Origin of the sequence: Arthrobacter sp. HMSC06H05, from assembly GCF_001807395.1 — a bacterium.
Lineage (GTDB): Bacteria > Actinomycetota > Actinomycetes > Actinomycetales > Micrococcaceae > Pseudoglutamicibacter > Pseudoglutamicibacter albus.
The window spans coordinates 328,118-352,678 of sequence record NZ_KV788977.1; the positions used below are offsets into that span (position 1 = coordinate 328,118).

At 57.0% G+C, this 24,561-nt stretch carries 24 protein-coding genes, 1 tRNA gene and 3 pseudogenes; 17 read left to right on the forward strand and 11 right to left on the reverse strand.

All coding sequences use genetic code 11. The features are described from left to right. The first annotated feature begins 103 nt into the window (after positions 1-103). From HMPREF3160_RS09590 to HMPREF3160_RS03955, 5 genes are all read left to right on the forward strand, one after another. A complete protein-coding gene (locus HMPREF3160_RS09590) occupies positions 104-700 on the forward strand; it encodes a hypothetical protein (RefSeq protein ID WP_218078865.1) in 597 nt (198 codons plus the stop codon). Between the two features lie 556 nt (positions 701-1,256). Further along, the gene (locus HMPREF3160_RS03945) at positions 1,257-1,787 is read left to right on the forward strand and encodes a hypothetical protein (RefSeq protein ID WP_218078955.1); all 531 of its coding nucleotides are present in this window, start codon (positions 1,257-1,259) and stop codon (positions 1,785-1,787) included. Positions 1,788-1,835: 48 nt separating this feature from the next. Further along, the gene (locus HMPREF3160_RS09980) at positions 1,836-1,997 is read left to right on the forward strand and encodes a hypothetical protein (protein ID WP_176744696.1); all 162 of its coding nucleotides are present in this window, start codon (positions 1,836-1,838) and stop codon (positions 1,995-1,997) included. Next, complete coding sequence (locus tag HMPREF3160_RS03950; RefSeq protein WP_070507151.1) at positions 1,969-2,241, forward strand: SdpI family protein; 273 nt, start codon at positions 1,969-1,971, stop codon at positions 2,239-2,241. The genes HMPREF3160_RS09980 and HMPREF3160_RS03950 overlap by 29 nt, the downstream gene beginning before the upstream one ends. A gap of 99 nt (positions 2,242-2,340) precedes the next feature. Beyond that, complete coding sequence (locus tag HMPREF3160_RS03955) at positions 2,341-3,378, forward strand: ankyrin repeat domain-containing protein (RefSeq protein ID WP_070507152.1); 1,038 nt, start codon at positions 2,341-2,343, stop codon at positions 3,376-3,378. Positions 3,379-3,494: 116 nt separating this feature from the next. Here HMPREF3160_RS03955 and HMPREF3160_RS03960 read toward each other — a convergent pair whose 3' ends face one another. Further along, entirely contained in the window at positions 3,495-3,878 is a 384-nt protein-coding gene (locus HMPREF3160_RS03960) for a VOC family protein (RefSeq protein ID WP_070507154.1), read from the reverse strand. 64 nt (positions 3,879-3,942) lie between these two features. Then, positions 3,943-4,968 (reverse strand): DUF4272 domain-containing protein, encoded by a 1,026-nt coding sequence (locus HMPREF3160_RS03965; RefSeq protein ID WP_035754415.1) that lies wholly within the window; start codon positions 4,966-4,968, stop codon positions 3,943-3,945. A gap of 115 nt (positions 4,969-5,083) precedes the next feature. Here HMPREF3160_RS03965 and HMPREF3160_RS03970 point away from each other — a divergent pair, with 115 nt between their 5' ends. From HMPREF3160_RS03970 to HMPREF3160_RS03980, 3 genes are all read left to right on the forward strand, one after another. Further along, entirely contained in the window at positions 5,084-5,980 is an 897-nt protein-coding gene (locus tag HMPREF3160_RS03970) for a DUF4132 domain-containing protein (protein WP_035754413.1), read from the forward strand. Continuing rightward, positions 5,973-10,550: a hypothetical protein gene (locus HMPREF3160_RS03975; RefSeq protein WP_070507156.1), complete on the forward strand. Its 4,578-nt coding sequence runs from the start codon at positions 5,973-5,975 to the stop codon at positions 10,548-10,550. Before HMPREF3160_RS03970 ends, HMPREF3160_RS03975 begins: the two co-directional genes overlap by 8 nt. Positions 10,551-11,170: 620 nt before the next feature. Next, a complete protein-coding gene (locus tag HMPREF3160_RS03980; RefSeq protein ID WP_218078957.1) occupies positions 11,171-11,659 on the forward strand; it encodes a hypothetical protein in 489 nt (162 codons plus the stop codon). A 295-nt stretch (positions 11,660-11,954) separates the two neighbouring features. Here the strand turns inward: HMPREF3160_RS03980 and HMPREF3160_RS03985 are convergent, their stop codons facing one another. Both HMPREF3160_RS03985 and HMPREF3160_RS10295 read right to left on the reverse strand, forming a co-directional pair. Further along, positions 11,955-12,239 carry a type IIL restriction-modification enzyme MmeI gene (locus HMPREF3160_RS03985; RefSeq protein WP_310248749.1) on the reverse strand — a complete coding sequence of 95 codons (285 nt, stop codon included), beginning with the start codon at positions 12,237-12,239 and terminating at the stop codon, positions 11,955-11,957. Further along, positions 12,222-12,326: pseudogene (locus HMPREF3160_RS10295) on the reverse strand (type IIL restriction-modification enzyme MmeI); the annotation flags it as partial. The pseudogene HMPREF3160_RS10295 and the gene HMPREF3160_RS03985, both read right to left, overlap by 18 nt. Positions 12,327-12,387: 61 nt before the next feature. Here HMPREF3160_RS10295 and HMPREF3160_RS09820 point away from each other — a divergent pair. Next, positions 12,388-13,620 (forward strand): annotated as a pseudogene (locus HMPREF3160_RS09820) (IS3 family transposase). Positions 13,621-13,631: 11 nt separating this feature from the next. Here HMPREF3160_RS09820 and HMPREF3160_RS04000 read toward each other — a convergent pair. From HMPREF3160_RS04000 to HMPREF3160_RS04015, 4 genes and pseudogenes are all read right to left on the reverse strand, one after another. Beyond that, positions 13,632-14,681, reverse strand: coding sequence for a class I SAM-dependent DNA methyltransferase (locus tag HMPREF3160_RS04000; RefSeq protein WP_176744698.1), 1,050 nt, complete (start codon positions 14,679-14,681; stop codon positions 13,632-13,634). After that, positions 14,650-15,078 carry an aminotransferase class III-fold pyridoxal phosphate-dependent enzyme gene (locus tag HMPREF3160_RS04005; RefSeq protein ID WP_070491421.1) on the reverse strand — a complete coding sequence of 143 codons (429 nt, stop codon included), beginning with the start codon at positions 15,076-15,078 and terminating at the stop codon, positions 14,650-14,652. Before HMPREF3160_RS04005 ends, HMPREF3160_RS04000 begins: the two co-directional genes overlap by 32 nt. A gap of 271 nt (positions 15,079-15,349) precedes the next feature. Continuing rightward, positions 15,350-16,429 (reverse strand): 2,3-butanediol dehydrogenase, encoded by a 1,080-nt coding sequence (locus HMPREF3160_RS04010; RefSeq protein ID WP_070491423.1) that lies wholly within the window; start codon positions 16,427-16,429, stop codon positions 15,350-15,352. Between the two features lie 163 nt (positions 16,430-16,592). Continuing rightward, a pseudogene (locus HMPREF3160_RS04015) lies at positions 16,593-16,793 on the reverse strand (FAD-binding oxidoreductase); the annotation flags it as partial. Between HMPREF3160_RS04015 and HMPREF3160_RS04020 the strand changes: the two are divergent. Then, complete coding sequence (locus tag HMPREF3160_RS04020; protein WP_070507163.1) at positions 16,778-17,002, forward strand: hypothetical protein; 225 nt, start codon at positions 16,778-16,780, stop codon at positions 17,000-17,002. The pseudogene HMPREF3160_RS04015 and the gene HMPREF3160_RS04020 overlap by 16 nt on opposite strands. On the opposite strand, the gene HMPREF3160_RS04025 is transcribed toward HMPREF3160_RS04020, so the two are convergent. Both HMPREF3160_RS04025 and HMPREF3160_RS04030 read right to left on the reverse strand, forming a co-directional pair. Next, positions 16,999-17,184, reverse strand: coding sequence for a hypothetical protein (locus tag HMPREF3160_RS04025; RefSeq protein WP_141739817.1), 186 nt, complete (start codon positions 17,182-17,184; stop codon positions 16,999-17,001). The two genes, HMPREF3160_RS04020 and HMPREF3160_RS04025, sit on opposite strands and share 4 nt — an antisense overlap. A 291-nt stretch (positions 17,185-17,475) precedes the next feature. Further along, positions 17,476-18,387 (reverse strand): type IIL restriction-modification enzyme MmeI, encoded by a 912-nt coding sequence (locus HMPREF3160_RS04030; RefSeq protein WP_070507165.1) that lies wholly within the window; start codon positions 18,385-18,387, stop codon positions 17,476-17,478. 231 nt (positions 18,388-18,618) lie between these two features. Here HMPREF3160_RS04030 and HMPREF3160_RS04035 point away from each other — a divergent pair, with 231 nt between their 5' ends. From HMPREF3160_RS04035 to HMPREF3160_RS04065, 7 genes are all read left to right on the forward strand, one after another. Next, positions 18,619-19,566, forward strand: coding sequence for an ABC transporter ATP-binding protein (locus HMPREF3160_RS04035; protein ID WP_070507167.1), 948 nt, complete (start codon positions 18,619-18,621; stop codon positions 19,564-19,566). Between the two features lie 17 nt (positions 19,567-19,583). Next, positions 19,584-20,354: an ABC transporter permease gene (locus HMPREF3160_RS04040; RefSeq protein ID WP_070507168.1), complete on the forward strand. Its 771-nt coding sequence runs from the start codon at positions 19,584-19,586 to the stop codon at positions 20,352-20,354. 15 nt (positions 20,355-20,369) lie between these two features. Beyond that, complete coding sequence (locus tag HMPREF3160_RS04045; RefSeq protein ID WP_070507170.1) at positions 20,370-21,515, forward strand: sensor histidine kinase; 1,146 nt, start codon at positions 20,370-20,372, stop codon at positions 21,513-21,515. Between the two features lie 128 nt (positions 21,516-21,643). Continuing rightward, a complete protein-coding gene (locus tag HMPREF3160_RS04050; RefSeq protein WP_070507171.1) occupies positions 21,644-22,246 on the forward strand; it encodes a response regulator transcription factor in 603 nt (200 codons plus the stop codon). A gap of 57 nt (positions 22,247-22,303) precedes the next feature. After that, positions 22,304-22,657 (forward strand): cupin domain-containing protein, encoded by a 354-nt coding sequence (locus HMPREF3160_RS04055; protein WP_070507173.1) that lies wholly within the window; start codon positions 22,304-22,306, stop codon positions 22,655-22,657. 70 nt (positions 22,658-22,727) lie between these two features. After that, positions 22,728-23,006: a hypothetical protein gene (locus HMPREF3160_RS04060; protein WP_070507175.1), complete on the forward strand. Its 279-nt coding sequence runs from the start codon at positions 22,728-22,730 to the stop codon at positions 23,004-23,006. A gap of 878 nt (positions 23,007-23,884) precedes the next feature. Then, positions 23,885-24,337, forward strand: a complete 453-nt coding sequence (locus tag HMPREF3160_RS04065) for a trypsin-like serine peptidase (RefSeq protein WP_141739818.1) — start codon at positions 23,885-23,887, stop codon at positions 24,335-24,337. Between the two features lie 76 nt (positions 24,338-24,413). Here the strand turns inward: HMPREF3160_RS04065 and HMPREF3160_RS04070 are convergent. Continuing rightward, positions 24,414-24,487: transfer RNA gene (locus tag HMPREF3160_RS04070), tRNA-Met, on the reverse strand. Positions 24,488-24,561 lie beyond the last annotated feature (74 nt).

The following is a 24,561-nucleotide window of genomic DNA, read 5'->3' on the forward strand; positions in this document are numbered from 1 at the left end:
TAACTTAACATTTTTCTTGTCTCTAAGAGGAGGCCGTAGTCCAGATTCCCAAGCTGCACTACCCGCCGTCAATCAAGACAGCACGACGAAAGGAATGAAGACCATGAATCTTCGAAAATTTGTGAAGCTGACGACTGCTAGTACCTGCACAATTGCGTTGTCATTAGCATTTGGCGGAGTAGCTAATGCCACGCCACTTAGCGAGTACACACCATCGTCTCAACAAATTTCTCACGGCACACAACGCACCACACCAGCCCCTGTATTATCGGAGGATCAGCTATTAGCTGCTTTTAAAGCGATTGAAGAGATTCCTGAGAGTGTCCTTCAAGCCGGAGATGCTGTAGCGCAATCTTGGCTCAAAGCGCGACTGGGAGATGGATTTCACTCAGAGTCAGGTGCGATTACCACTTTTGGAGTAGTCGGCTGTGTTAGTGCTATCGGCCTTGCCATCGTGACAAACCTTCCAATCTTTAAGATTACGAAAGTCCGTACGGCTCTGAAAGCTGCTGGTGGTGCAACTAAGTTTGCAAAGACTTTCAAGCGTGTTTACGATGCACAGCGGAGAGCAAAAGTACCATTTAAGACGGCAGTTTCGCGGGCCGTTAAGCGGGCTGCAAAAAAGGCTGGACCAGAAGCTCAACAGACTTTGATCGAACTCTTTAACCTAGGGAATGTTTATAGTGCTTGCTTCGAGTAAGGATAGAGTGCGAAAGCAAAAAGAGGCACGAATAATTATTTTCGTAATGGGAATCCTCGGATTAACATTGCTAATTCTTAGTTTTTGGGTTGATACCGGAAAGATCGGAGCCGTTTTGTGTGCGGGGGCTCTTATTGGACATCTGGCAACCTGGAAAAGTAAAACCAATGTTCAACCACGTGATCAAAACAGGAAATCATGATCAGTTCGTTGTTTTCACCATGAAATAAGATACAGGCTGCACCACCGTATAACAGCAGGTGAGAGCCTGCTATTCCCGCTAAAGTTATGGGTGTCTCCATTGTGGAGGCACCCATAACTATTATTGAAAGAAGGCCACCACGGGTTTAATCAATTGGTTACGTGGCACCACCGCCCGCAAAAGTGATGACCACGTGCTTGGTTCTTCTTATAGTTTATTGTTCGAGCACACCAGCTCGGGTAGGTTGGGGACTGAACGCTCCGCGATGCATACGGCGGCGGTCTATTCGTGTGTGCGGATTTTAGCTGAGTCGATTGCCGGCTCGCCATTTTATCCACGATAGATTGGGAGCGTATGAACGACTGGATGAATGAGACGAAAGTCGAGATAGAAACTTTTGTCCTCAAAGGGACAGGGGTTATGTTTCCTGAGTTTTTCGCTCAGCAACATGACGAGCATCTGGTATCTATTTCCGCTAATCCAGGCGAGGCGGCTCGTTGGTGGCATTGGCAAAACGATAAGTGTTTCCCTGGTGAAGGCTGGGCTTCTTTCATGCTTAACGGGGTTCAGATCATGCCGATGGATGCGTGGACGAACGTCGCTATTTTTTGGCAGGAACTACTTAATGCTCTTGAGAGCTATGTATCCACTGGTAGGGGGCAAGGGGAGTTTAGCGAGGAAACAGCTACCTTCTCCCTCGTGAAGAGGGGAACGATAGCTGTTTTTGAGCTACGCGGACAGAGGTATCCGGTGGAGCCTGATTCTTTCATCAAGGCGGTATTGGGGGCTGCGCGAGAGTTCTTTACCTGGGTTGAAGAATATATTGGAGGAATCGACAGAACAAGCCTGGTGAGGATTGAGACGCTGATGGATGGCCTCAAGTAACGAGGCATTCGGTGCCGTTGATCGCAATACACGCTGGTGGATAACCACATGGCCACCACTGCGAAGCCTTATCCCGCGCTCACTGAGCAGATCCAGCGCCCGCTCGATTCGATCATCGAAATGGCCATTCAAGTCGACCGGGCAGGTGTGACACAGGTTCCCCTTCGTAGTCGCTGGACCATTGATTCTTTTCGTCTTCTTTCTCATTGATGCGTCGCTGATCTCTTTGTTAGCGGTCTGGATGGCCAAGGCGGCGAACGAGGGCAGTTTAGAGCGCAATCAATTAATCGGCATCCGGACCAAAGCGACCTTGGCATCGGATGAGGCCTGGGGTGTAGCGCACAAAGCGGCGATCCCCTACGCCATTCCCACCGTCGCCTTGACGCTGCAAGTCGTCATCCTGATCTGGGGCAGCGTCATAGGCCACCGCCGCGCCAAGGATGTCGCGCCCTAATAACGGATCAACAAGCGGGCGAACGCGCTGTTTCGCCGCAGGAACCAAACTCTCTCCGCCCCGCCCCTTACCCAGCCTTCTGCTTGCTAGCATCAACGTATGGCTCGCAAGCGTAAAACCCTGCCGGAGAACTTCACTGAGATCCTCGAAAGCGGCGACCTCGATGCGATGAAGGCCGTCTACAATACGTGCCTGCTGGAGGCGACAACCGGGTATTACAAGCGCACAGCGCTCGCGTTGGTTGAATCCCCGCCAGAGTTGGTGCGCTGGCTGCTCGAGCAGGGTCTTGACATCGATATTCAGGACCACTTCGGCTACACGCCCCTGGCTGCTGCGGCGAGCAAATGGAACATCCCACGTATGCAGCTGTTGCTGGAGCTTGGCGCCAACCCCAATCCTGAAAGCAGGCACCTACCGCTCATGATCGCGGCGAACTCGTACCGCGTCGAAGCCGTACGTCTGCTCCTCGAGCACGGCGCCGACATCCACGCCCTCGAATGGCCGCACGATCGCACCGCAGCTGACAAGGCCGTGGCTCACTCCTACGGAGGCTACAAGCTACCTTACATCGTGGAGACTTTGTCCTTCCTGCTCGACTCCGGCGCGCACCTGACCGACGACGGCCGCGGCTTCGTCAGGCAGATCGGTAAGGAACATGCCCAGACCGCACGGTTGAGGAAGGAGAGCACCGACGGGACCCGAGCCGTCGACGCCGCTATGGCGGAACTGTACCGGCTCTCCGGGGTTCCGCCGGTGCAACTGATCGAAGCGCACGATGGAACCAGCCGCATCGAAGTCCCTGACCTTCCGGTGCGGAAACAGTTCTCGTGGCTGTGGGATTACCTAGTTCCTATGGGCGGGCCCGCGGAGACCGTGCAGGGTGAAGTGGTGCGCATCGCGGGCAGGATAGGCGGCGAGCTGTTCAATAACGGCGGCGGGAACTGGGACGACGACTACCGCGCTATGTGCGATACCTGGTTGAACATCGTAGGAACGCGCGCGACGGCCATCGCGTCATTGAGGCGGGGGCTCCTTGACAAGAATGCGATCAAGGCGATCGAGGCCGCGTCAGTGCAGTACGTGATCGAGCACCCTGATCCGGTACCGAACAGCGATGATCTCCCCTACCAGCGTTAACCCGGCGTTGAGGATGCCCAGCGCAGGCGATCCTCTAGTACTTGCGCAGGCGCTCCAACGGTGCGCGGTCGGTTGCTGGGGACCATCTAGCTCAGGGTGAATCTTGCTTCCCCGCTTTAATCGGCCAGAGCTACCTCTAATTTGATTCGATCGGGATCCTCAAAAAAGACTGCATAGCTTTCACCTCCACCTGCATGGGGGTACCTGTCATCATACAACAAAGTGACCCCTTTGGTTAAAAGTTTTTCTCTCAGAAGATCAATTTCTTCAGGGTCAGTGCAAGAAAAAGCCAGATGGTTCAGGCCTATATTGCATCGGTTGTATCCGTTCGCCACATATTTATTTTGGGCTTGAACGAAAACGAGATACGTTCTGTCTTTTTTGTAGGAGAAGCCTTCTTCCCATTCTTGGTATAGGAAAAATCCCAGTGCCTCTAATAGCCAGGAGTAGAACTCTCGACTCCTGGCTATATCACTCACATAAATTTCTATGTGATGCATGCACCAAACCTGCTTTTTGCTCGTCCAGGAATAAAAGCCAGCTCCGCTCGGCCTGTTTCGACCGTTAGGTCGATAGGTCTACTTCGTCCCAGTCTGTTTCCGGGTTGAACAGCCAAGACAGCGCACGGTGCCATTCGAGCAATGTGCCGGCGGTCGGGACGTCGATAGTAGCCTGCCGTTCAGGATGTGCCCGTTCATCGTCGGCGATCCACCGCATCGAACGAACAAACTCGTACTTCTCGCACATTTCGGTCAACGCGGCCAGCGAGGTCACATTCTCATAGACAGCGGCCTCACCGTTGTCTGCAACCCATGTAACTAGCGGCCCCGGGCTAACCTGAAGTTCACCCTCCGGAAGCTCCCAGAGGCCTACCACATGCGCGAGCATCTGCGCCGCTTCGACCTGCCACTCCAGCTGCGCCGCCAAGTTCCGTGCCTCCGCACCGGCAGGCGTCTCGGTTTGGGCCGTCGCTCCGGATTCGAGCAACTCAACAAACCGCGCTTCCATTGGTGTCAGCGTCTCAAACGCCCCAGGTAGCACGCCACGAATCGCTTCCAACGGCGCCCCATCCTCAGTAAAGAAGTGGCCCGCCAGCTCAGTAGCCGCAATGAGCGAAATGAACCGTTGAGCAATCTCGCGCTCTCCGCGCACCACAACCTCAAACTCGCTACGCACCGGAGGATAATGCTCAGGCAACTCCACACCGGTATCCCGTGTGATTCCTGCCCGCACACGCTGTGCCCGTTCCCAAGCCGCAGGATGATACGGCACGGAGCCTCCTGCGATGATGTCCTCGCCATGGACGTTCACTACCGCGCCGTCAGGCATCAAGAACACCGCATTAGTTCGCTCCGCCCAGTCCTCCAAGCCGCGCAGGTCCTCACGCTCGAACACATACTGGCGCCTCGTATCCGCGATGTGACGGATGAGCCCGAACATGCTCGGTGTCATCTCCTGACCGCCGCGCTCCCACACGTATCCGGTGAAGCCACGCCGCTGCTGTTCCATCTCCGGGGTATCGAAACTACGCTGTTGCGAATACGGTCCTTGGACCTCGTCTTTGACCGTCGCGAATGCAGTAATAGGCATGCCTGAACTTTATCCCAGCTCACTTCCCCCTGCTAGACGTAACAGCTGGATAAGCACGCTACGCTAGAGCAGTCCACCCGCCCCTCAAGGCTGTGAGTCAGGTACATTGTGACGCATGACCGTACCGCCAGATCTCACCTGGATTGATACACCCAACGGATACGCGCTGACCATTGCAGATGGCGTGATTCTGGCCCGCAATTCCAAAGGTAAGGTTTTGAAATCTGTGCCGGCCGCAGTGAAGAAAACTGAGATCTTTCTTGATCTCCAGGACCTGCGCACCTGGTTGCAGGACCACGATGCTGAGTGCGGGGCGACAGTGCAGAAGTGGCTAGTGCGCTCGTCGCCGGTTCCCTCCACCGTTCTTGCAGCGGTCTGGCCGGATGAGACATGGCAGTCCTGGCTACGCGGCCTGTTCATTCAGCCTGTTGACGAAGGCGGAACGTCTAATGCGGGGACGGCAGGGTTCTTGCAGGACGTCAACGCCGCTAATGATCAGATCAGTTTGCGCATCCTCAACCGAGACGGGCAGACGCGCACTCTCGTGTCCGAGGCGATCCTCATCCCCCACCCCACGTTGATTGAGGATCTGGCTAGTCTTCAAAAGCTAGCTGCGGGTCTAGGCATCCAGCAGCGCTTCGATCAGTTGCATCGCGCGGCATATGAACTGCCGGGCCCGCTTCCGGATGAGTCTGTGACTGCGTTAGACACGTGGGCAGGCGCGCGGTTCGATCAGGGCCTCTTTGCCGTCGCCCGCGCCCACGCAGCTGGCTACAGCATTCAAGGTGACTTCGCGGTGACCCACATCCACGAGGACGGGCGCCTGGTGCTGGCCCAGTATCGGATTGGGGCCGCGAACAACCGCACAGAAGAGTCGTGGACGGGTGAGCTCTCCTGGCTGGTTAATGGCAAGACCATTCCGGTGAGGGAGCTTGGACCCGTGGCATACAGCGAAGGTGTCCGCATGGCCACACGCATTCACGATGGTGGGACGGTGAAAGAAAATGACTGATGACCGCACTATCACCGAACACGGCGGCATCACGCTGCAGCCTAACGATGCATCGTTCCCGCTCCGCGCGGCAACTTTCGCCCATGCTATGCTGCCTGGCCGCAACATCGTCAAACTCATTCCGGAACCACTGTTGGAAGCAGAGACCCTCGCTCTTGCGGTGTCTGGCATCGAATTCAAGGGCAGCACTCGCGTAGGCCACATTCAGCGCCGTGGAACCGGGTTCCCAGCATGGCCTGTCCTCACCGACCCGAAGAATGCTCGGCACGCACTGAACCTTGTTGCGGACCTGAAACGAGCAACCCGCCTCGCCAAGTCGAAACCAGGGACCACCAAAGCAAATCTTCTCGCACTGGCCACCACGTTGGAGGAGAGCGCGCCACACTTCCTGCCAACATTCCTAGAAGAGGCAGCACGCGCCTACCTCCGCGCAGGAAATATCCCATATGCTGCGCACATGTTCACTCGTGCACGCGAGATTGAGCGCCGCTATGCAGTGCCTATCGACGAAACACGGCACCGTGACGTCTTCCTAGAATTCGCTTACGCCGGGGCAATCAACCATAAAGAACTCACCGCTGAGGCGAGCAGTTTGTCCCGGAGGCTTGAGCCGGCTGAAGCCTTGGAGAGATTCCGAACCCTATGCATCGAATGTGCCCACAGCGGCTTGTCTCCCCACGCCAGCTTGAAGAAAGATGTAGCCAAGCTGGCAAAGGCCGCCGGACTGGACCCTGCTGAGGAAGAAGCCCGCCTTATCCGCGAGCTGCTACGCACCAGTTCGGTCGAGTACGCTGCCCCCAGTTTTTGGAAGAACTACTATCCCGCTATACGCAGGGCAGCACAGCACGATGCGGAACTACGCGAGCATCTGTTAACACTGCAACCGAGAAATGCAGAACCTGATGCCTGGATTGACCTGCTTCAGGCAACTGGCTCACTCGAATTAGTCAAGCAGGGCACCCACCCCGAGTTCGTTCCCCTCATTTTGACGTTCGCTTCACAGCACAAAAGCGGCCGCACACAAGCGAATGCGAAACTGGCGCCATTGCTTGCGGAACTTCTTCCACAAGCTGGATGCACCTCCATGGGGGTGGAGCGGGGAACGCTCAGTCAAATACCCCCTGAAGCATGTGAGCAACTTGCGGCCCACGGCGTGAGGTTGACCGTGCATAGTGGGCCCCTCAAGCCATTCATCAATGTGGCGAACTGGGCATACAGTGAAAACCGGGCTCCGCTTCCACACCTGATTGCTGATGAACAGTACCGGCAGTACATCATCAACGGCATCGACAAGAATCTCACGGACCCCGACGTCATGTCTGCTGTTGCCGCGGACCCTTACCTCCGTCCGCTGGTGATTGAACTCCTCACCGCGAAGGTCGAGCTTCTTGAAGCCAGCGCACCAACCGTAGATCGGCTGGTTGGTGCAACCCGGTATGTCCGTGGCTTCGAAGCAGTTGACGATGAACAAGTGCAGAACTTACTGGACCGTGTACGGACCTACCACAAGGATCCTGCCGAGGTACTGGCGGAAACACTGCGCCGGGGACTGCTCGAGGAGTTGGGGTGGCATGAGTTTGAGAAAGCCTACGGCTCTGTAGAGTCACACGATTTTTCCAATACAAACCGCGCTCAGGACTGTTGGCCGGGCGTGGTGGTCTATAACAACAACCAGGCGACATACGTGTCTGGCCGCACCACTCGGGATATCCCTCACTGGACTGATGAACCCATCATCGGGGCCACCGAGGTTGATGGACAGTTTGCACTGTTGACCTTGGACCGAGAAACCGGCGAAGAACACATCAACTGGCCTGCTTCCGGCGCGAGCCTCCCGGTTAAGCAGCATTCAGGCTCTGGACATCTTCCCGGCGGGTCTGTGCCCGTTCCGGGCGGTCGTCTTATCGACTCAAAGACAGTTATTCGCCCTGATCACCACACCTGGAATAACCGAAACGCGCAGTTCTTCGTAGAAGAAGACCGCATCTGGATTCTCCAGCACGATCGGACACTCGTTGAAATCGATCCGGAAACCGGTGCCGAAGGCCCTCAATCCATGCCGGAATGGATTCAAGAGCAATGTAAACGCCACCCCGACCTTATTTTTCAACCGTTCCATTCACAGTTGCGACCTGTCACCGAGGCGACCACCGATTCCCCTTTCTCCACTGCGCAGGGGTATCACCGGCACGCAGTGTTCTACAGCCCTAATTCCCCGGATTTCGCGCTCATCGTTGACACGGATGGCACTGAGTACCCGATTACAGGCGAAGATGCACAGCGAGCATCGGGTGTCGTCCGCTTGCCTGATGGGCAACCGCGCATTCTGCTTCGCACAGATTGGGGCTACTCGCTCCTCCACCCTGAGGACGGAGCAACCACGCGTTATTACGGAGTAGATTTCAACACCGCTCTGTGGTGGCACCATACCCGGCCACGGGACCCTCAGCTCAGTTCGCGGTTGCGCACGATCACCGCAGACCACGTGCGTCCAGCTCTTGAGTACATCGCAGCGAACATAGCTGCAGCTGGAGATTCTAAGCAGCGGAGAAGGCTGTATGCAGAAGTCTCCAACAAGCTTGGCGTGAACTCCCCAGCCTTGTGCTCGGCGGTTATCCAGCATGCTCGTAACGTGCTGGAGTCCTGGCCACAACCAGACGTTGCGGGTCCACTTGACACCCTGCCGGACGCACCCACGTTTGAGCAACATCACGCACCGCTTACCTCGCTTCTGAGCCGCTACTGGTTCCGGATCAAGGTCAAAGAAATTTGGGACGATACAGCTAAGCTGGGCCTTCACCAATACCCACTGTCCAAAACGAACACCACCGAGACAAGCGCCAATGAATCGCTTGATTTTGGCGCTAGCGGCACCCACGTCTGGTCTGAGCTGCTCGGCGCCACGGACGGTCTTCTTGCTCTAGCAGCGCTCCCAGACCGCACTGCCGAGGAGATTCAAGGCTTGAAGGAACTGTGGCTCGTGATGCGTACAGCCGGTGTAGTGGATGCTACTGACCTGGTCGTGGACGAGATTGAACCGCCCGAAGACGTGGCGGTGGACTACACCTTCAGCTATCCCTCATCCGTACTCATCAGCGACTACTCTAGAAGGCCCCTGCAGCTTCTGCGCAAAGCCAGCGACGGGCCCGTCGTGATCGATGGGAACACCTGCCCTGAGGTGAACCGGCGTGAGTTTTCGCCTGGCCGTACGGATCTGGAGCCGATCTTTGATGCTTTACTCGAGCGTGTCACAGAAAACGGGCCTGCACCGTGGTCACCTGAGCCAGGAATCGCGTTCGCCGAAGCTACTGGAATGCCCGTGGCTAACGCACATTTGGTGATGGTGGGCTTCCCCAATTTCAACGCGGACTTTGTCAATTTCGTGCCCAAAGAGCTGCGCACAACAATGGGTCTGAAGGTGAATGAGGTTACAGAAGCTCGGGCGAGGCTCAACGAGTTCCAGGGGGACTTCCTGAGTGTGCTCGCCGCCGGTGTCCCCGAGGATCCCGCGGAACTGTTGGATCAAGGTCTTGATGTTCACGCCATGGCTGCTCGTTGGCCTGGAACAAGAACTGCCCTGGGTGCAGCGCCCCCTGAGTGTCTTGATCGCATACCAAAACACCTACCGAGCAAGACGGTGGAGTCTGTCCTGGCAGGTGAACATAGTGAAGAAGACTGGACAACCGAAGTCGCAGCAGTGCTCTGGCTGGCCCACGAGCTGGACCTATCCGATGCCCGGCGCGCCGCCCTTGCTGGCTACGTTGAGGAGTTGATCCACTCCCCTAGCGGCCTGGACGATGTCAACGCTGGCAGCATTTTTGATGATGCCGACTTGCAGCGGACCATGGGATTCACCATCGATGACGCTCTGCAGTCCAGCCGGTTCCGAGTCGAAGCGACCGACTGTACGCTCCGTGACCGTCTGCGCGTAGACCTCACGGGCATCGATGATCCGGAAGACCCAGACCTTCACTTAGCACGCCGCTGGTGTACTGAAAACTATGGAGATATGGGGACACTGACAGCTCTCAACCTGACGCTTTCCGGCAGGCTTTCCACCTATGCACAGTGGCTGCGTGGAAAATACGATGGCGGCGATCCGCATGATCCACTCGCTGTGGTCCCGCAGCTCGTGGCTAAAGCCAGCACCACGCTGGGTGTGAGTGAGGACGCTGCACGCTACTATCTGCAACTTTTGGCGTGGCCGGATCCGACGGATGCGAATGTGCGCCGCTGGAATAGCTGGCAAAAGGCGGAAATCACCGCGGCGGGCAAGGAATTGCTCGCGCTGGATGTCGTTGTTGAAGCGAAACGGTCACGTTCCAGACGCAGTTTCTTCCTCCAAGGTAGTTGGGTTGAAGCCGTTCCACCGCATCTACCGTTGGAGAGCTGGAAAGTAGAGCCCTTTGCGATGCGCCTCAACGCTGCCGGTAGCAAGTACGAACCTGGGCTGGGAGTTCCCCTCGCGCCGCTACCAGCGCCGGAGTGGTTTGCCGCATGTTGGGAGCGTTCCCAAGGCGAAGACGCCCCACGATTTTCGGAGCTGAAAACCACGCGAGGAAAACGCTGAACACCTGTAGGCGAGCAGCCAGACGCGAACATTGCGGGGTCACACATGAACCTGAAGTGTCCCAGGTCTTGTTCGGTTTGAGTAGATGGGAAAGTCTGGAATATGCCAAAGAAATTTGATCAAGATGCCTAGGATCGCGTGGTCCGCCTTGTTGAGGATCGCTTCTTGACAGAGAACCTTTCTATGCAAAATGCGTGCAAGATTGTGGCGCCGAAACTGGGTGTTTCATGGCACACCGCCAGGCTGTGGACACAGGCAGCTCGACGCGATAGACGCATTTTGAACGGATGCCGAAAGACTTGGCAGCTGAAATCGTCAATGGAAACTAAGGCACAAGCCTAGGAACAAAACTCGGGACACTTCAAGAACTCATCCTGCCTTAGATTTTCAGTATGCTTGATGAAAGTTCATAGCCGGCTGAAACTAGTTCCTCTGCCGCTTTAGAAATAACGCCGAATATGGATAGCTAAACTCGATAGGAGGTGCTGTGGCACCAGCCCACGACACCCCCATGTCTTACGACGAACATTCCGAGAAAAAATGACCTCGGGGGTATACCGATGTTTCGCGGCATTGACCTTCCCGAGGCCTATCGCCTTCCATCTTATCACGCTCCCGCTGTGAGTCGTGAGACGTTGCAGGAGTGGTTCTCGCCTGCCAGGCTCAGCCGCTACCGGATCGAACCGGTCGACACCTGGTACGTGTGGAACACCAGGATCTCGAAAGCCTTCTTGGAAGACATCAGCCATATCGAGGTGCTCCTGCGAAATTTCATTGACGTGAGGCTACGCGCTGCTGCTGGCATCAGATGTTGGTGGGACTCCCCGAAATACCAGATCCGTGGCTTCCGGAATAACGTCCGGAAAGCCAAGAACCGACTGAAGCAAGCAGGGCTGGAAGCAACCCCTGATCAGATCGTCGCAAGTCTGTCACTCGACAACTGGCGCTTCCTACTCACACAACGTCTGGAAGCTACCGTCTGGAAATCCCTCACCGATCTGCGTAACGGGGGCATGCCCCACTACCCTGGCCGTAGTCATAGTGACTTCGAAGCAAACGTAGAACTCATCCGAAAAGTCCGCAACCGCGCTTCACATCAAGAACAGTAACCTGCGTTCACCACACCGGCACCGATGACATTTGTCATCCCCTATCCCACAGATTCTCATTTTTCTCATGCGTGCACGCCCTACCGCTTTGAGTCCGGGGTACAGATAAGCGTGGTCGGGTGCTAGTTCAAAATGGCCGCACGATCAGTGCACGGTTGAACGCTGGTTGAGTTTCCGGTCCACACGCAAGCAACGGCCGATGACGTCCAGGATTAAATCCACGGAATCGTAATCAACTTCGATGTCGGGTGTAGTCACCTTGCTACCTCCAGTTGCCTTCGGGCTACACACAGAATCATGCTTGATTGGAAGCCTGCTCGTAAAGCTTGAACAAGAGGGCCACGATCTCACTCTCGGGGCAGCCCGGTTCGAGCCCGTAGGCGCGTTCCACGGCAGCGTCGAGAGCTTCATGCGCCGCTTTGAGGTCGGGGTACAGGAAATCGCTCTTAGGGTCATACAGTTGTGCGATGGTGGCGCCGGAGTACTGTGCGCGGGCATCGAGCACTCCCTGCCCGAGCCGAGCAATCTCAGCGCGCTGTTGCTCAGTCACTTCCGGCCACACGAAGTTGTTGTAGACCATACCGATTGAATAGCGGTAATCGGACTTCAACCGTCCCGCTACCACTCGCATCCAGGCATTATGAGTACGTGATTGGATGACCCCGAAATGGTAACGAGTTGAAGCGTCCTGGGTTTAGTTCCTACCTCAGCTAAGGAAGGATTGAACTATGCCTAGAAAGTATTCCGTCGAGTTCAAGGAGAAGGCGGTCCATCAGATCATCGAAATGGTCCGCCTGGAGTCCTGCTCACTGCAACGCGCCTACACGGAGGTTGGTGAGCTGCTTGGAGTGTCTCACCATACGTTGCGGGCTTGGTACCGTGACAGCGCTTCAGTACGCGATGACTCTGGCGCGTCTGGCGGCGAAACGATGGAAGAAGAGCTCAAGCGTCTGCGCCGCGAAAACCGCGAGCTGAAACGAGCAAACGGGATTGTTAAGACTGCTTCGGCTTTTTTCGCAGCGGAACTCGACCGACCCACGACCAAATGATCTCCTACATCGACGCATACAAGGATCAGTTTGGGGTCGAGGCCATCTGCCGAGTCCTCAAACAAGCAGATCGTGGATTCATTACTTCACGTGGCTACCGCAAAGCCACCACACGTGTTCCCAGTGCAAGGGCCTTAAGCGACAGCCTTCTCATCCCAGAGATACAACGTGTGCATGCGGAGAATTTCTCGGTTTACGGTATCCGCAAAATGTGGCACGCGATGAACCGTGAAGGCTTTCATACCGGCCGCGATAAGACCGCCCGATTAACGAAGCTAGCAGGTGTTTCCGGCCGCAGGAGTGGGCGAACGCCCGTGACAACGATTAGCCCGAAGACACCGGATCATCGCCCGGACCTAGTGCAGCGAAACTTTCGTGCACAAGCGCCAGGCAGGTTGTGGGTTGCCGACATTACTTACGTTCGCGCCCTGTCGGGATTCGCCTACACCGCGTTTGTCGTGGATGCCTACAGCCGAAAGATTGTTGGTGTTGCTACACGCTCGACGATGCGTACCGATGCGCTGCCCATGCAGGCTTTGGAGCATGCGTTAACGACTGCAGGGCGAATCCATGGAAACCGGTTAATTCACCATAGCGATCGGGGCAGCCAGTACGTGTCACTGAAGTATTCCACCGCGCTAGCGGAATCCGGAATCCGGAATCCGTCCGAGTGTGGGAACAGTCGGCGATTCTTATGACAATGCACTTGCCGAAACAGTCAACGGTCTCTACAAGGCGGAACTGATTCATGCCCAAGGCCCGTGGACATCGGTCGGAGAAGTCGAACTGGCCACCTTGCGGTGGGTGCATTGGTGGAACACTAAGCGGCTTCACGAAGCTTTGGACTACGCCACCCCACAGGAAGTCGAAACCGAGTACTATCTCACCCAGCCCATCAACACAGGGCCGTAAAAGAAGCGGAACTAAACCCAGGACGCTTCGCGCGAAGATGCCAAACGATATTCCCGGACCGCTTGAACTCGTTCCATAGCGCGCGGCATAGCAGTGAGTTCCTCTGGTGTGGCTTCACCTAGCCACATGACCCAACGTTCGATACCTTTAATGAACTCTTGGGAACCGAACCATCGGTGGAAGAAACGCTCGGCTTTCGGCTCTGCTGCCAGGAACGCTTTCTTCTCGCCTGCGGTGAAGAGATAGTTTCCGCTATCGATCGGTTGCGAACCAATACCCGCCACCGGTACGTCCGAGAGCGGTTTGTTACGACTCCATACAAAGACATCCGGGGCATCTTTGAGGTAGGCGTTCAGCTGGTCCGTATGTTCCAGCACGGGCTCCGCATCGACCGTCGAATAGTGGTAGAGACGCGTTGCGCCACCGCGTTTGGAGAAACCCACGATGACGACGAACACCGCCGCAGCACCGGAGGATTCGGTCGTCCAACGGAACGTGTCGTGGGCGAAGTCGATACGTACACCCAGGTCATAGATCGGCGACCACACATTCGCTACCTGCTCGCCTTGGCAGATCGAATTCGTCGATACGAACGCCGCACGCACAGGATGATCTCCCATGTAGCGGGCAGCAAGCATAAACCAGGCCGCCACGAAGTCAACGTTTCCCGCGTTGCGGGCTCCCCCGAATACACGGAGCACATCAGCTTTCTGCTCTTTGGACTGATAGCGCGCACCAACAAACGGCGGGTTGCCGATGATGTAGCTACACTCTGACGGGTCGAGCACCTCAGCCCAGTCGATCTGCAACGCGTTCCCGTGCACCACATGCGCCGAGTCTTGAAGCGGTAGATCCTCGATCTGGCTATAAACCACCGTCTCGGCCCCAGCATTAGCCTGCAGCTCAGCGATCCACATCGCAGTCTTAGCCACGTTCACTGCGAAATCATTAATTTCAATCCCGTGAAACTGCTTCAGGGAAACCTTCAACGGCGAATGCTGTTCAGATAACCCGAGCAACGTTTGATCGTTATGCAGCTCGGAAAGAATCTTGTTCTCCATCTTCCGCAGCTGAATATAGGTTTCCGCTCACGAATCCCGGTGTGAACGGACCGAATCCATCCCGCACGTTTTCGTCATCGCTGAACGACATGATGGTCGTGGTACGGCCGTGGAAGTTGCCGTGCATCACAATGATTTTGGCCTGGTCGGCGGCCACGCCTTTCACCTTGTAGCCCCACTTGCGGGCGGCTTTGATCGCGGTTTCGTTGGCTTCGGCGCCGGTGTTCATCATTAGCACGCGGTCGAGGCCTGACAGCTTCGTGATCGCCTCGGCGAACTCGCCAAAGCCGGTGGCGTAGAACGCTCGCGACGTGACGTCGAGCTTGCGCATCTGGGCGCAGGCGATATCGATGAACTTGTCGTTCGAGTGGCCGAAGTTTGCGGCCGAGTATGCCATGACGGCGTCGAGGTGGCGCTTACCGTCTACATCGGTGACCCAGGCCCCTTGCCTTCAGCGAGCACCACCGGCAGCGGGCCGTAGTTATTGGTGCCGTGTTCGTTTACGAGTTAAATTTCTGCGGATGCCCGCGAAGACAGTTCAGACATGCTCCAAGCCTAGTGTCACAAAACAGCCCCAGCAGCCCACCCGGACCCAAAGCGAACGCCCCGCAGCAGCAAAACTGCGGGGCGTTCAGCGTGCGCATCAGGATGCACGCACTTCGTTGGGACTATTCGAGACCCTCACCCGAGGGCGACACCAAAATTTTTACCGCGGTTTCGTTGCGGTTGATGAGGGTGTCGAAGCCCTTGTCGATGAGGTCGTCGAGGCCGATCTTGCCGGTGATAAATGGCTTCAGGTCGACCTTGCCTTCCTCAACCATCTTGATGGTCTTGGGATGCGTGTTGACGTACGCGATCGAACCGCGCATGTCGATCTCCTTCATGACCAGCTTGTGCATGTCGAAGTCGGCCTTGTGGCCCCAGATCGAGACGATCAGCAGCACACCGGTGGGACGCAGTGCATCCATCAGAGTGTCAAGCACGACCTGCACGCTGGTGGCCTCGATGGCGACATTCGCGCCCTTACCGTCGGTGAGTTCGCGCACCTTCTCGACCACGTCGACCTCGCGCGGGTCGAAGGCGTAGTCGGCGGCACCCGAGTCGAGTGCCTTTTGGCGGCGCAGTTCGCTCAGCTCAGACACCACGACGGTGGCTCCGATGGCCTTGAGCGCAGCACCGCAGAGCACACCGATCGGCCCGGCACCGCCGACGATAGCGACGTCGCCGGCTTTGGCACCCGAGCGCTCAACCGCGTGCACGGCTACCGAGAACGGCTCGATGAGCGCGGCCTGGTCGAGGGGAATATCCTTCGAAATCTTGTGCACCCAACGGCGCTCGACCGCGATTTTTTCTGACAGGCCACCGCCGCGACCGGCCAGGCCAATGAAGTTCATGTCTTTTGACAGGTGGTAGTCGTTGCTGTCGGGGCCAGTGTCGACGCCGTCAGCGATGATGTAGGGTTCCACGACAACGTGGTCACCAACTTCGAGTCCTTCAACGCCCTCGCCCACCTCGTAGACAACGCCCGACATTTCGTGCCCGAGCGTGATGGGCGACTCTTCACCCGAGATGGGGTGTGGGTGCCCCGCGGGCGGGCAGAAAATGGGGCCGTCGAGGTATTCGTGCAGGTCGGTGCCGCAGATACCGCACCAGGCAACGTCAATACCGACTGTGCCAGGGGTGACCTTCGGCTCGGGAATGTCTTCGATGCGAATGTCGTGATTTCCGTAGTAGCGTGCGGCCTTCATTACGACCTCCTAATTGGAAGATGAGTCGGCACGGATCACGCGCCGATCGGCGACGATAACGCCCAAGCTCAGTGTACTCCCGCAGCTACCTCGCTATCTTCAGGTTCGATGAGAAATTAACGAGTCGGCACCATCAACAATTCACAAATGCACTCAATAGTCACTATTCAGCAAATACCTTGCCCCTATTGAGAATGTTTCTCGGATCAAAGACGCGCTTGATCTGCCGCTGCAACTCATATTGCCGATCGCCCAGCTCGTCGCCGAGCCAGCGGCGTTTGAGCAGGCCGATGCCGTGCTCGCCCGAGAGCGTGCCGCCGAGTGCAAGAGCCGCCTGAAACATTTCACTTGCCGCCTCCCAAACGCGGCTGCCTCGGGGTCGGTGGTGAGCACGGCCCGCCCACCGGCCCGCTCGACCACTTCGAGCACCAGTTGCGCCTCACGCTCGGCATCGCTGCCATCGGTTTGGCTGCCATCGGTTTGAATGAGCAGATACACATTCCCCTGGCTGGCGGGGCTTCCTGCGGAGGCCGCTCAGGCCGACTAGCCGAAACAGGTACGGCGCGTGCTTAGTTTTTCTGGACTTCGGGGGTTTCCAGGAGGAGGGTGATCTTGTGTAGGCCCTCTTCACCAAAATCGAAGTGGATGAAGTGGTCGCCGATCTCGTAGCGCCGCCACGTAGGACTCCCGCAACCGATAGCTTCAGGTTCCCCGAAGGTGGCATCGGCTTGTTCTGGGGTGATATCTGGTGCCACAAATCCGTCAATGAGCGACCCCGACCAGGAGCCCACATTCCAGACATCTTCCGCGATGAATTGGAAGAAGATGGCTGTCAGGATCTCATCATCGAAGCAAAATTCCAGGCCCTCGCCCTCGAAAATCCAGTGGATGTCGGGGAGTTCTTCGTCTTCCCAGACTGTGTAAGGCGCGCCGACATCACTTGCTATCTGAGAGACCTTTGGGTCGTCGATGGTGCATCCGATGATCTCGTTGAAGGCCGCGATTGGACCGGTGAGCGCATTTGTATCCGTCGTGGAATGAAAGTTTCAAAAAAACGACAAAGACGCGATCTTGTCGTGGAACCGGTTTAGATCGTTACGTCGCTTACGGTCCCCCACACCCTGTGCCGTGAGAATCCCGTCCAGCTCGGCCTTGAGCTCATCCAAAAACAACGGGCCGATCAACTTATGGATGTTCTGCGGCGACGTGTAATGCATCCCACCGGAACGGCGAGTCTCCGGGTTCAGCGTGGACTCGAAAACACCGCCGAAAACAGTCGGGCTGATCTGCGACCAGTCCGTGCCGTCGCTGACTTCCTCCAACAGCACATCGACGATCTGCTGAGTGAACTGCGGAACCTCAACATCCGCCTCAAACAGCCCAACATTCACGTACGGGAAAGCCTTCAACGCATCAGAAGCGTAAGGGGCACGCTCCTCCGGCCTGGTCCTCAGGTAAACAAAAAGCTCTTTCAGCGCCGGACGAACACGGTCCGCAGGAACCGGTTTGAGGTAGTTATAGAAAGCATCCTTCGCGAAAAGCCCGGCGTCTTCAGCGAAAAGCAAGAAAACCAAACGAACACACAACACGTTGAGCGAATGCTTGGAATCTTCCGAATCCGGATCAATGTACTGGGCCCGCAAAAGGTCATAGACCTTACCGATCAGCTCGCCAGCATCAATCGACACCTTCTCTTCACGCCGGCGACGCTCCAGTTCTGGATCCACCAGAAAATCGAGCAGATACAACTGCTCCGGCAGCTCCTCCAAACGGAACTCTTCGTAGTTATGCTCCGGATCATCGGAGTCCAGATCGTGAATACGGAAACGGTCAAAGTCACACACGATGATCGTGTCTGGCCGTTCCGAATTGCGCAGAGAATCAGCGTAGTTCTTAGCCCTCTGTACCCGTTGCATCCGCTCACGCTTCTCAGCGGCGTAATTCACGTCCCCAACCATGGCCTGCACTCTCTGCCGGCCTCTAGTCAGCCTTCACATACACAACAGGCAGATGAGGCACCCGGTAGCGAGCCATCGGACGCGTCGTGGACATCCTGCCTAGAGCTTGATCGCATCGAACAACCACACCGTCACCGATGACATTTGTCATCCCCTACCCCACACATCCTCATGTTTTCTCGTGTGATCACGCCCTACCGGCGGGCTAGCAAGCCTCCATAGAGTGAAGGCATGAGTTCAATCATCGAAGTAAGAAACCTCGTCCGACGCTACGGAGACTTCACCGCCGTGGACGGCATTGACCTCGATGTTGTCCCCGGGGAGATCTTCGGGCTCCTAGGCACCAACGGTGCCGGGAAAACCTCGACCCTCGAAATACTCGAAGGGCTCGCTAAACCCAGCAAAGGCCACGTGCGGGTCTACGGTAAGAACCCCATCAAGGACCGCAAGAAGATCCGCCCCTACCAGGCCGTGATGCTTCAAGAAGGCGGGTTCCCGCCGGACCTCACCACCAAAGAGACACTGACGATGTGGGCTGGGACACTGTCCACTCCCCTCCCCGTGGACGATGTGCTCGAGATGGTGGATATGACCGACCGCGCCACCGTTCGGGTCTCCGCGCTCTCCGGCGGCGAACGGCGCCGCCTCGACCTCGCCTGCGCGCTCGTCGGCCAGCCGCACCTACTCTTCCTCGACGAACCAACCACCGGCCTCGACCCGGAGTCCCGCCGGCTCGCCTGGAACCTGCTACGTAAGGTCAACGAGAACGGCACCACCATCGTCATCACGACCCACTACCTGGAAGAAGCAGAGCAGCTATGCGATCGGCTCGCGATCATGCACCGCGGACGCATCGCAACCTCCGGCACACTCTCGGACGTGGTTGCCGGCCACCATTCAACCATCCAGGTAGGCGCCCGCCCTGACCTGCCCCGGTTCGAAGACATGTCCACCCACGATGGCGTCACCGAAATCCGCACCATGAACCTGCAACACGATCTGACCGAGCTGCTCGTGTGGGCCCGCCACAACGACGTCACCCTCACCGACATCGACGTACGTCACGCCTCGCTGGAATCCGTATTCCTCAGCATTGCCGACGACCCAGCGAGCTACTCAGCCGCACAAGCTGATTCAGCTGCTACACAGACCAACCCAACCGCCCCACGGGGCGCCTAACAGATAAGGAGACCACGATGACTACGACCGAAACCCGTACCGTATCCGCGTTCTCCCAATGGACCAGCCTCACTAAGGCAGAGTTCACCCTGTTACGACGCAACACCATGCAAGTCATGTACGCGATCGCGCTGCCGCTCGCCGTGCCTCTCATGTTCACGCAAATGGCTAAACGTGAGGGCATGGGCGAATTCCTCGGGATGTTCGTCGCCCTAATCCTCGCCATCGGGCTCACATTCGTGTCCTACTACAACACGCTTTCAGCGGCCGTGAACCGACGCGAAGAACAAGTGCTGACCCGGTTGAGGGCCGGTGAAGTCGGGGACGGCACCATCCTCGCTTCCCTTGTCAGCCCAGGTTTCTTCCTCGGCCTCATCATGTCAGTGGGCATGTTCGCCGTCTCTATCGCGGTGCTCGATCTACCCATCCCCACCAACATCCCTCTGCTTGCCGCGTGCGTCATCGCAACCGTGGTGCTGTTCCTGCTAGCGGGGCTAGCAACAACGATTTTCACCCGCACCGCAGAGTCCGCACAGATCACCTCCATGCCCGTCATTATGCTGCTCACCCTCGGGCCCGGCCTCATCCCGATGCGCAACATCTTGAATGACACCCTGACCACGGTCACCGAGTTCATCCCGACCACCGCGATGGCCGACGTCATGTCTATCGCTTGGTTCGGCGGCGACCTCGCAGATGCCGGCAAACCGATGGCTATCCTTGTCGGTTGGATAGTATTAACCGCTATGATCGTGGCCACAAAGTTCCGTTGGTCCAGGAGAGGGTAAATCAGGAGAGGGCAAATGTGGCGATTTCGACCAGTTGAGTCCTTCGAGGTTAGCCGGAGCCGGCGCGCCTACCGGTCATTCCAGTGGACTCTCGTCATCTCGGCACCCATCCTCACCGTCTTGTCCTGGTGGGTGTTTGTTTATCCGCAACACCCCGAAGCAGTCACGAAAGCCCCGGCCTATGCAGCCATCGGCATCCAAACCACGATTACGGGCATCATCTACTGCGCCTGGATCATGAAGGGCATCGACCTGCGCTCCTCATGGAGCCAGGCCGTTGCCCTTCTGGCACCCATAGCGCTCGCGCCGATCGCCTTCACATGGACGAACACTCCCGAAGCGATCCCTGCCGGACTGTTAGCCTCATTCCTCACCGCGGCGTCGCTCATCACCTCAATCGGCCCACTGTGGGCGGGAATCGTCCCCGTAGGCACCGCGATCGCCTACACCGTCATCACCGATGTCCCCAACCCGTTGTACTTCAGCTACATCATCTACGCGTTAGCCCTGTGGGTCACTTTCAAATCCTCCGTCTGGTACCTAGACATCCTGCGCACCATGGAGGAATCAGCCCGGGCCCAAACCACGATGCGGCTGGCCGAGGAACGCCTCCGGTTCGCCGCCGATCTGCACGACGTCATGGGCCAGCGCCTCGCAGCGATCTCGTTGCAAGCCCAAACGGCCAAGCAGTTGGTTCAACGAGGCTCCGACCCCTCAGCTCCGCTGGATGCCATCGTGGACCTGACCAACAGATCTATGACCGACATGAGGGCGATGGTTTCCACCTACCAGAAACCCGAATGGCCTAGCGAACTACCCGGCGCTGTCTCCTTGCTTAAAGCAAGCGGCGCCAAAGTCACCGTGAACGGGAAACCCCCTGCATCCAAGGAGACCGAGGCCGCGTACATCATCCGCGAAGCCACCACCAACATCCTCAAACATTCCAACGCCACTAAGGTCACCGTCGAGGTGGACGGGGCCGGCATGAGGATCACCAATAACGGGATGCCGCACAACAAGTCGCGTCGAGGGAGGCCGGGGCAGGCCTGGACTGGGCAGGGCTGGACTGGGCTTGCTGCCTTGCAACGCCGCCTATCCCCCACCACGCTCTCAGCTAAAACAGTGGACGATACGTTCATTCTCTCGGCACAGTGGAAATAGGCATATGCGTCAGAAAGAGGCATGGCCACTCAAGTAAGCCCGGGTAAGTAGGCCTAGGCAAGTAGGCCAGGGCACTGACCGATGCTTAATGCGAACCACGATGAGGCGGAGACAGAGGCGAGGAGACCATGTTGCGTATTGCGCTCGTTGATGACGAAGACCTCGTCCGCTCGGCTTTGGCCTCGCTACTTTCCCTCAATGAGGAGCTCACTGTTGTAGCCGAGTATTCCTCCGGGGAGGAAGCCATCGAGGCCATGGACGGGGTCGATGTGGCGATCCTCGACCTCCAGCTGGGTGGGATCAACGGCATCGAGACCGCCAAAGAGCTCATAGCTCGTGGGGCTGCTGGCGCGACGATGATCCTCACTTCACATGCCCGCCCCGGTTACCTCAAGAAAGCACTCGAAGCAGGCGTGCGTGGATTCCTACCGAAGAACGCGCAGGCTGACGATCTGGTCGGCGCTATTACCGACATCCACGCAGGTAAGCGCGCGATCGACCCTACCCTTGCCGCGGACACGATCGCCGCAGGCGATTCACCGTTAACTGCCCGCGAATCAGACGTTCTGGAACTCGCCGCGCTCGGATTACCCGTCCACGACATCGCCGTGCGTGCCAACCTCGCAGACGGGACCGTGCGCAACTATCTGTCCAACATTCAAATCAAGCTAGGCGCCAGATCCAAGCACGAAGCAGCTGAGATCGCTCGCCGCCACGGATGGATCGGCTAACGGCTCACCCTGCCCGTCTAGGAAAGCCCGTCAGCATCACACGAGAGGAACCCAACCATGAGTGAATCCACACCTTCACAGACCGCTGCACTTGGGTACATCGACAACCTTGCACAGCACATTGAGTATTCTCCGAACTCAACCGCCTCGGCGAAGCTCATGCGCTCCGAAGGAGTGAACGTGGTGTTGTTCGCGTTCGATGAAGGAGAAGAACTATCCGAACACACAGCCGCGATGCCTGTGATTGTGCAGGCCCTCGAAGGTGAACTAGAAATCACTGCAAACAACCAAACGGTAACCCTGCACCCGGGCGGCATGGTGCATTTCACCACACGCCTACCGCACGCCGTTAAAGCGCTAACCAAAGCGAAAATGGTGCTTTACATGTTGAACCGCCCACCAGCAGAATAGAACAAGGCACCAACGAAACGACACAGCGCCCCTCACAAGACACACCACAAGACAAGCGAGAGAACACAGTATGAGTGAACAGCCAGAAATCAGTAGGGAGTACATCCTCAACACAGCCGCCGGGTTCCTGATCCAGCAGCTCGGAACGCGCGGTATCACCGCTACACCACTTACTACCGAAGAAGGCCACATCCTCGAATTCGAGACTGGCGGCTCAGTATCGATGGACAACTTGGCTGACGAGATGCAACGCCTCCCGCAGCAGGACTGGCAAGAAACCCTGCACCGGTGGCTCGAATTCTCCACGGCAGTCGCGAACACCAACAGTGAGCCTGAGCTGAGCTCCTGAACCGGGCACGGTCTTCGTGAACCCGGGGCCTAGGTTCGCCGAACGTTTCCTAACGGAGGACTGATAGAGAGGTCTCATAGCCGCTTCTGCCCGGGGCACCGCCCCGGGCAGAGGTTTATCATCTCAAATCATCACCCTCAAGCCACGCCCAAAGTATATTCAAAGTTTTCTAACAGACAATTCATAGCTATTCTGAGACTGTCCGAATGCAGTACACAGGATAGGAAAACATGTTTAACAGAAAACCCTTTGTACGGGTAGGCATTTACGCGTTATGTACCGCCGTTTTCTCAACGTCGCTAACAGCCACCGCTCAAGCGGCACCACGGCAGCTAGATAACGAGAACGACCAAGCTGTATCCATCACAGCACCGGATCACCGCAACGCCAACGCTGAGTCCTCCCTCCGCACTCAGTCGTCTGCCAACACTCAGTCATCGGCTACCACGACTGACCCGGCCGGGTACTGGACTGAAGAAAAGATGCGGTCTGCGATTCCAGCTGACCGTTTTTCCTCCGCTAACGCAGCCCTAGCCCCTCAAAGCAGTGTGCCGTTGAGGGCGCCAGCTAGCGACGACCTGCAGGCTTCCGGAAACAATAAAGAGGAGCACTATTCCCACCCGGTATCGCCTAGCAACTCTAGCTCGACAGAGATGAATTCCGCGCGAGCTTCTTCAGCGCCAGTGCCTTCTACCGCAGGCAAAGTATTTTTCACATATAAGGGAAAAGACTACGCCTGCTCAGGATCAGTTATTAACACTGCCAACAAGAGTGTTGTCTCTACAGCAGGGCACTGCGTACACGGCGGTAAAGGAAAGGGATGGCACTCCAATATCGCGTTCGCTCCGGCCTACAGGAACGGCAAGGCACCGCGTGGCTTGTGGAACTGGAAACGAGCCACCACTTTCAAAGGCTGGAGGCAACACTCTGACCCGTCACGTGACCAGGCTTTCTTCACCGTCCACAAACTGAGGGGTAAAACCCTAGTGCAGGCCGTCGGCGGAAACGGCATCTCCTACAACTTGGGCCACCGGCGGAACGGGGTCCGCATCTGGGGCTGGCCAGGTGAGAAGCCGTTCTACGGGGAACGCGCCCACTACTGCGATGGAAACACCTTCAAACGCCACCGGCTTCTCAACGATATGAGAATGTCCTCGTGCGCGATGAGCGGTGGCGCTAGCGGCGGGCCATGGCTTAGCAAGCGTACCTCCAAAGACCTTGGATACGTTTTCGGGGTGACCTCACGGGCAAGTATTTCTGGGCCACGCTACGTTTTGTCAACACCGTTCAACAACTCGGTACGAAACCTGCTCAACGACATTGGCAAATAGGCTAAGCCGCAGGAATACCTGACAGGAAAGCTGAAGGCCCTGGACCTAAGTACTAGGTCCAGGGCCTTCTTTCTCGTTGCGGGGAGAGGATTTGAACCTCTGACCTCCGGGTTATGAGCCCGGCGAGCTACCGAACTGCTCCACCCCGCGGCGTGCTTTCCACTATAGGGGAGCCACCATGTGTAAGCAAATCAGCGGCGTACCTTACATATATTGATCGCGTA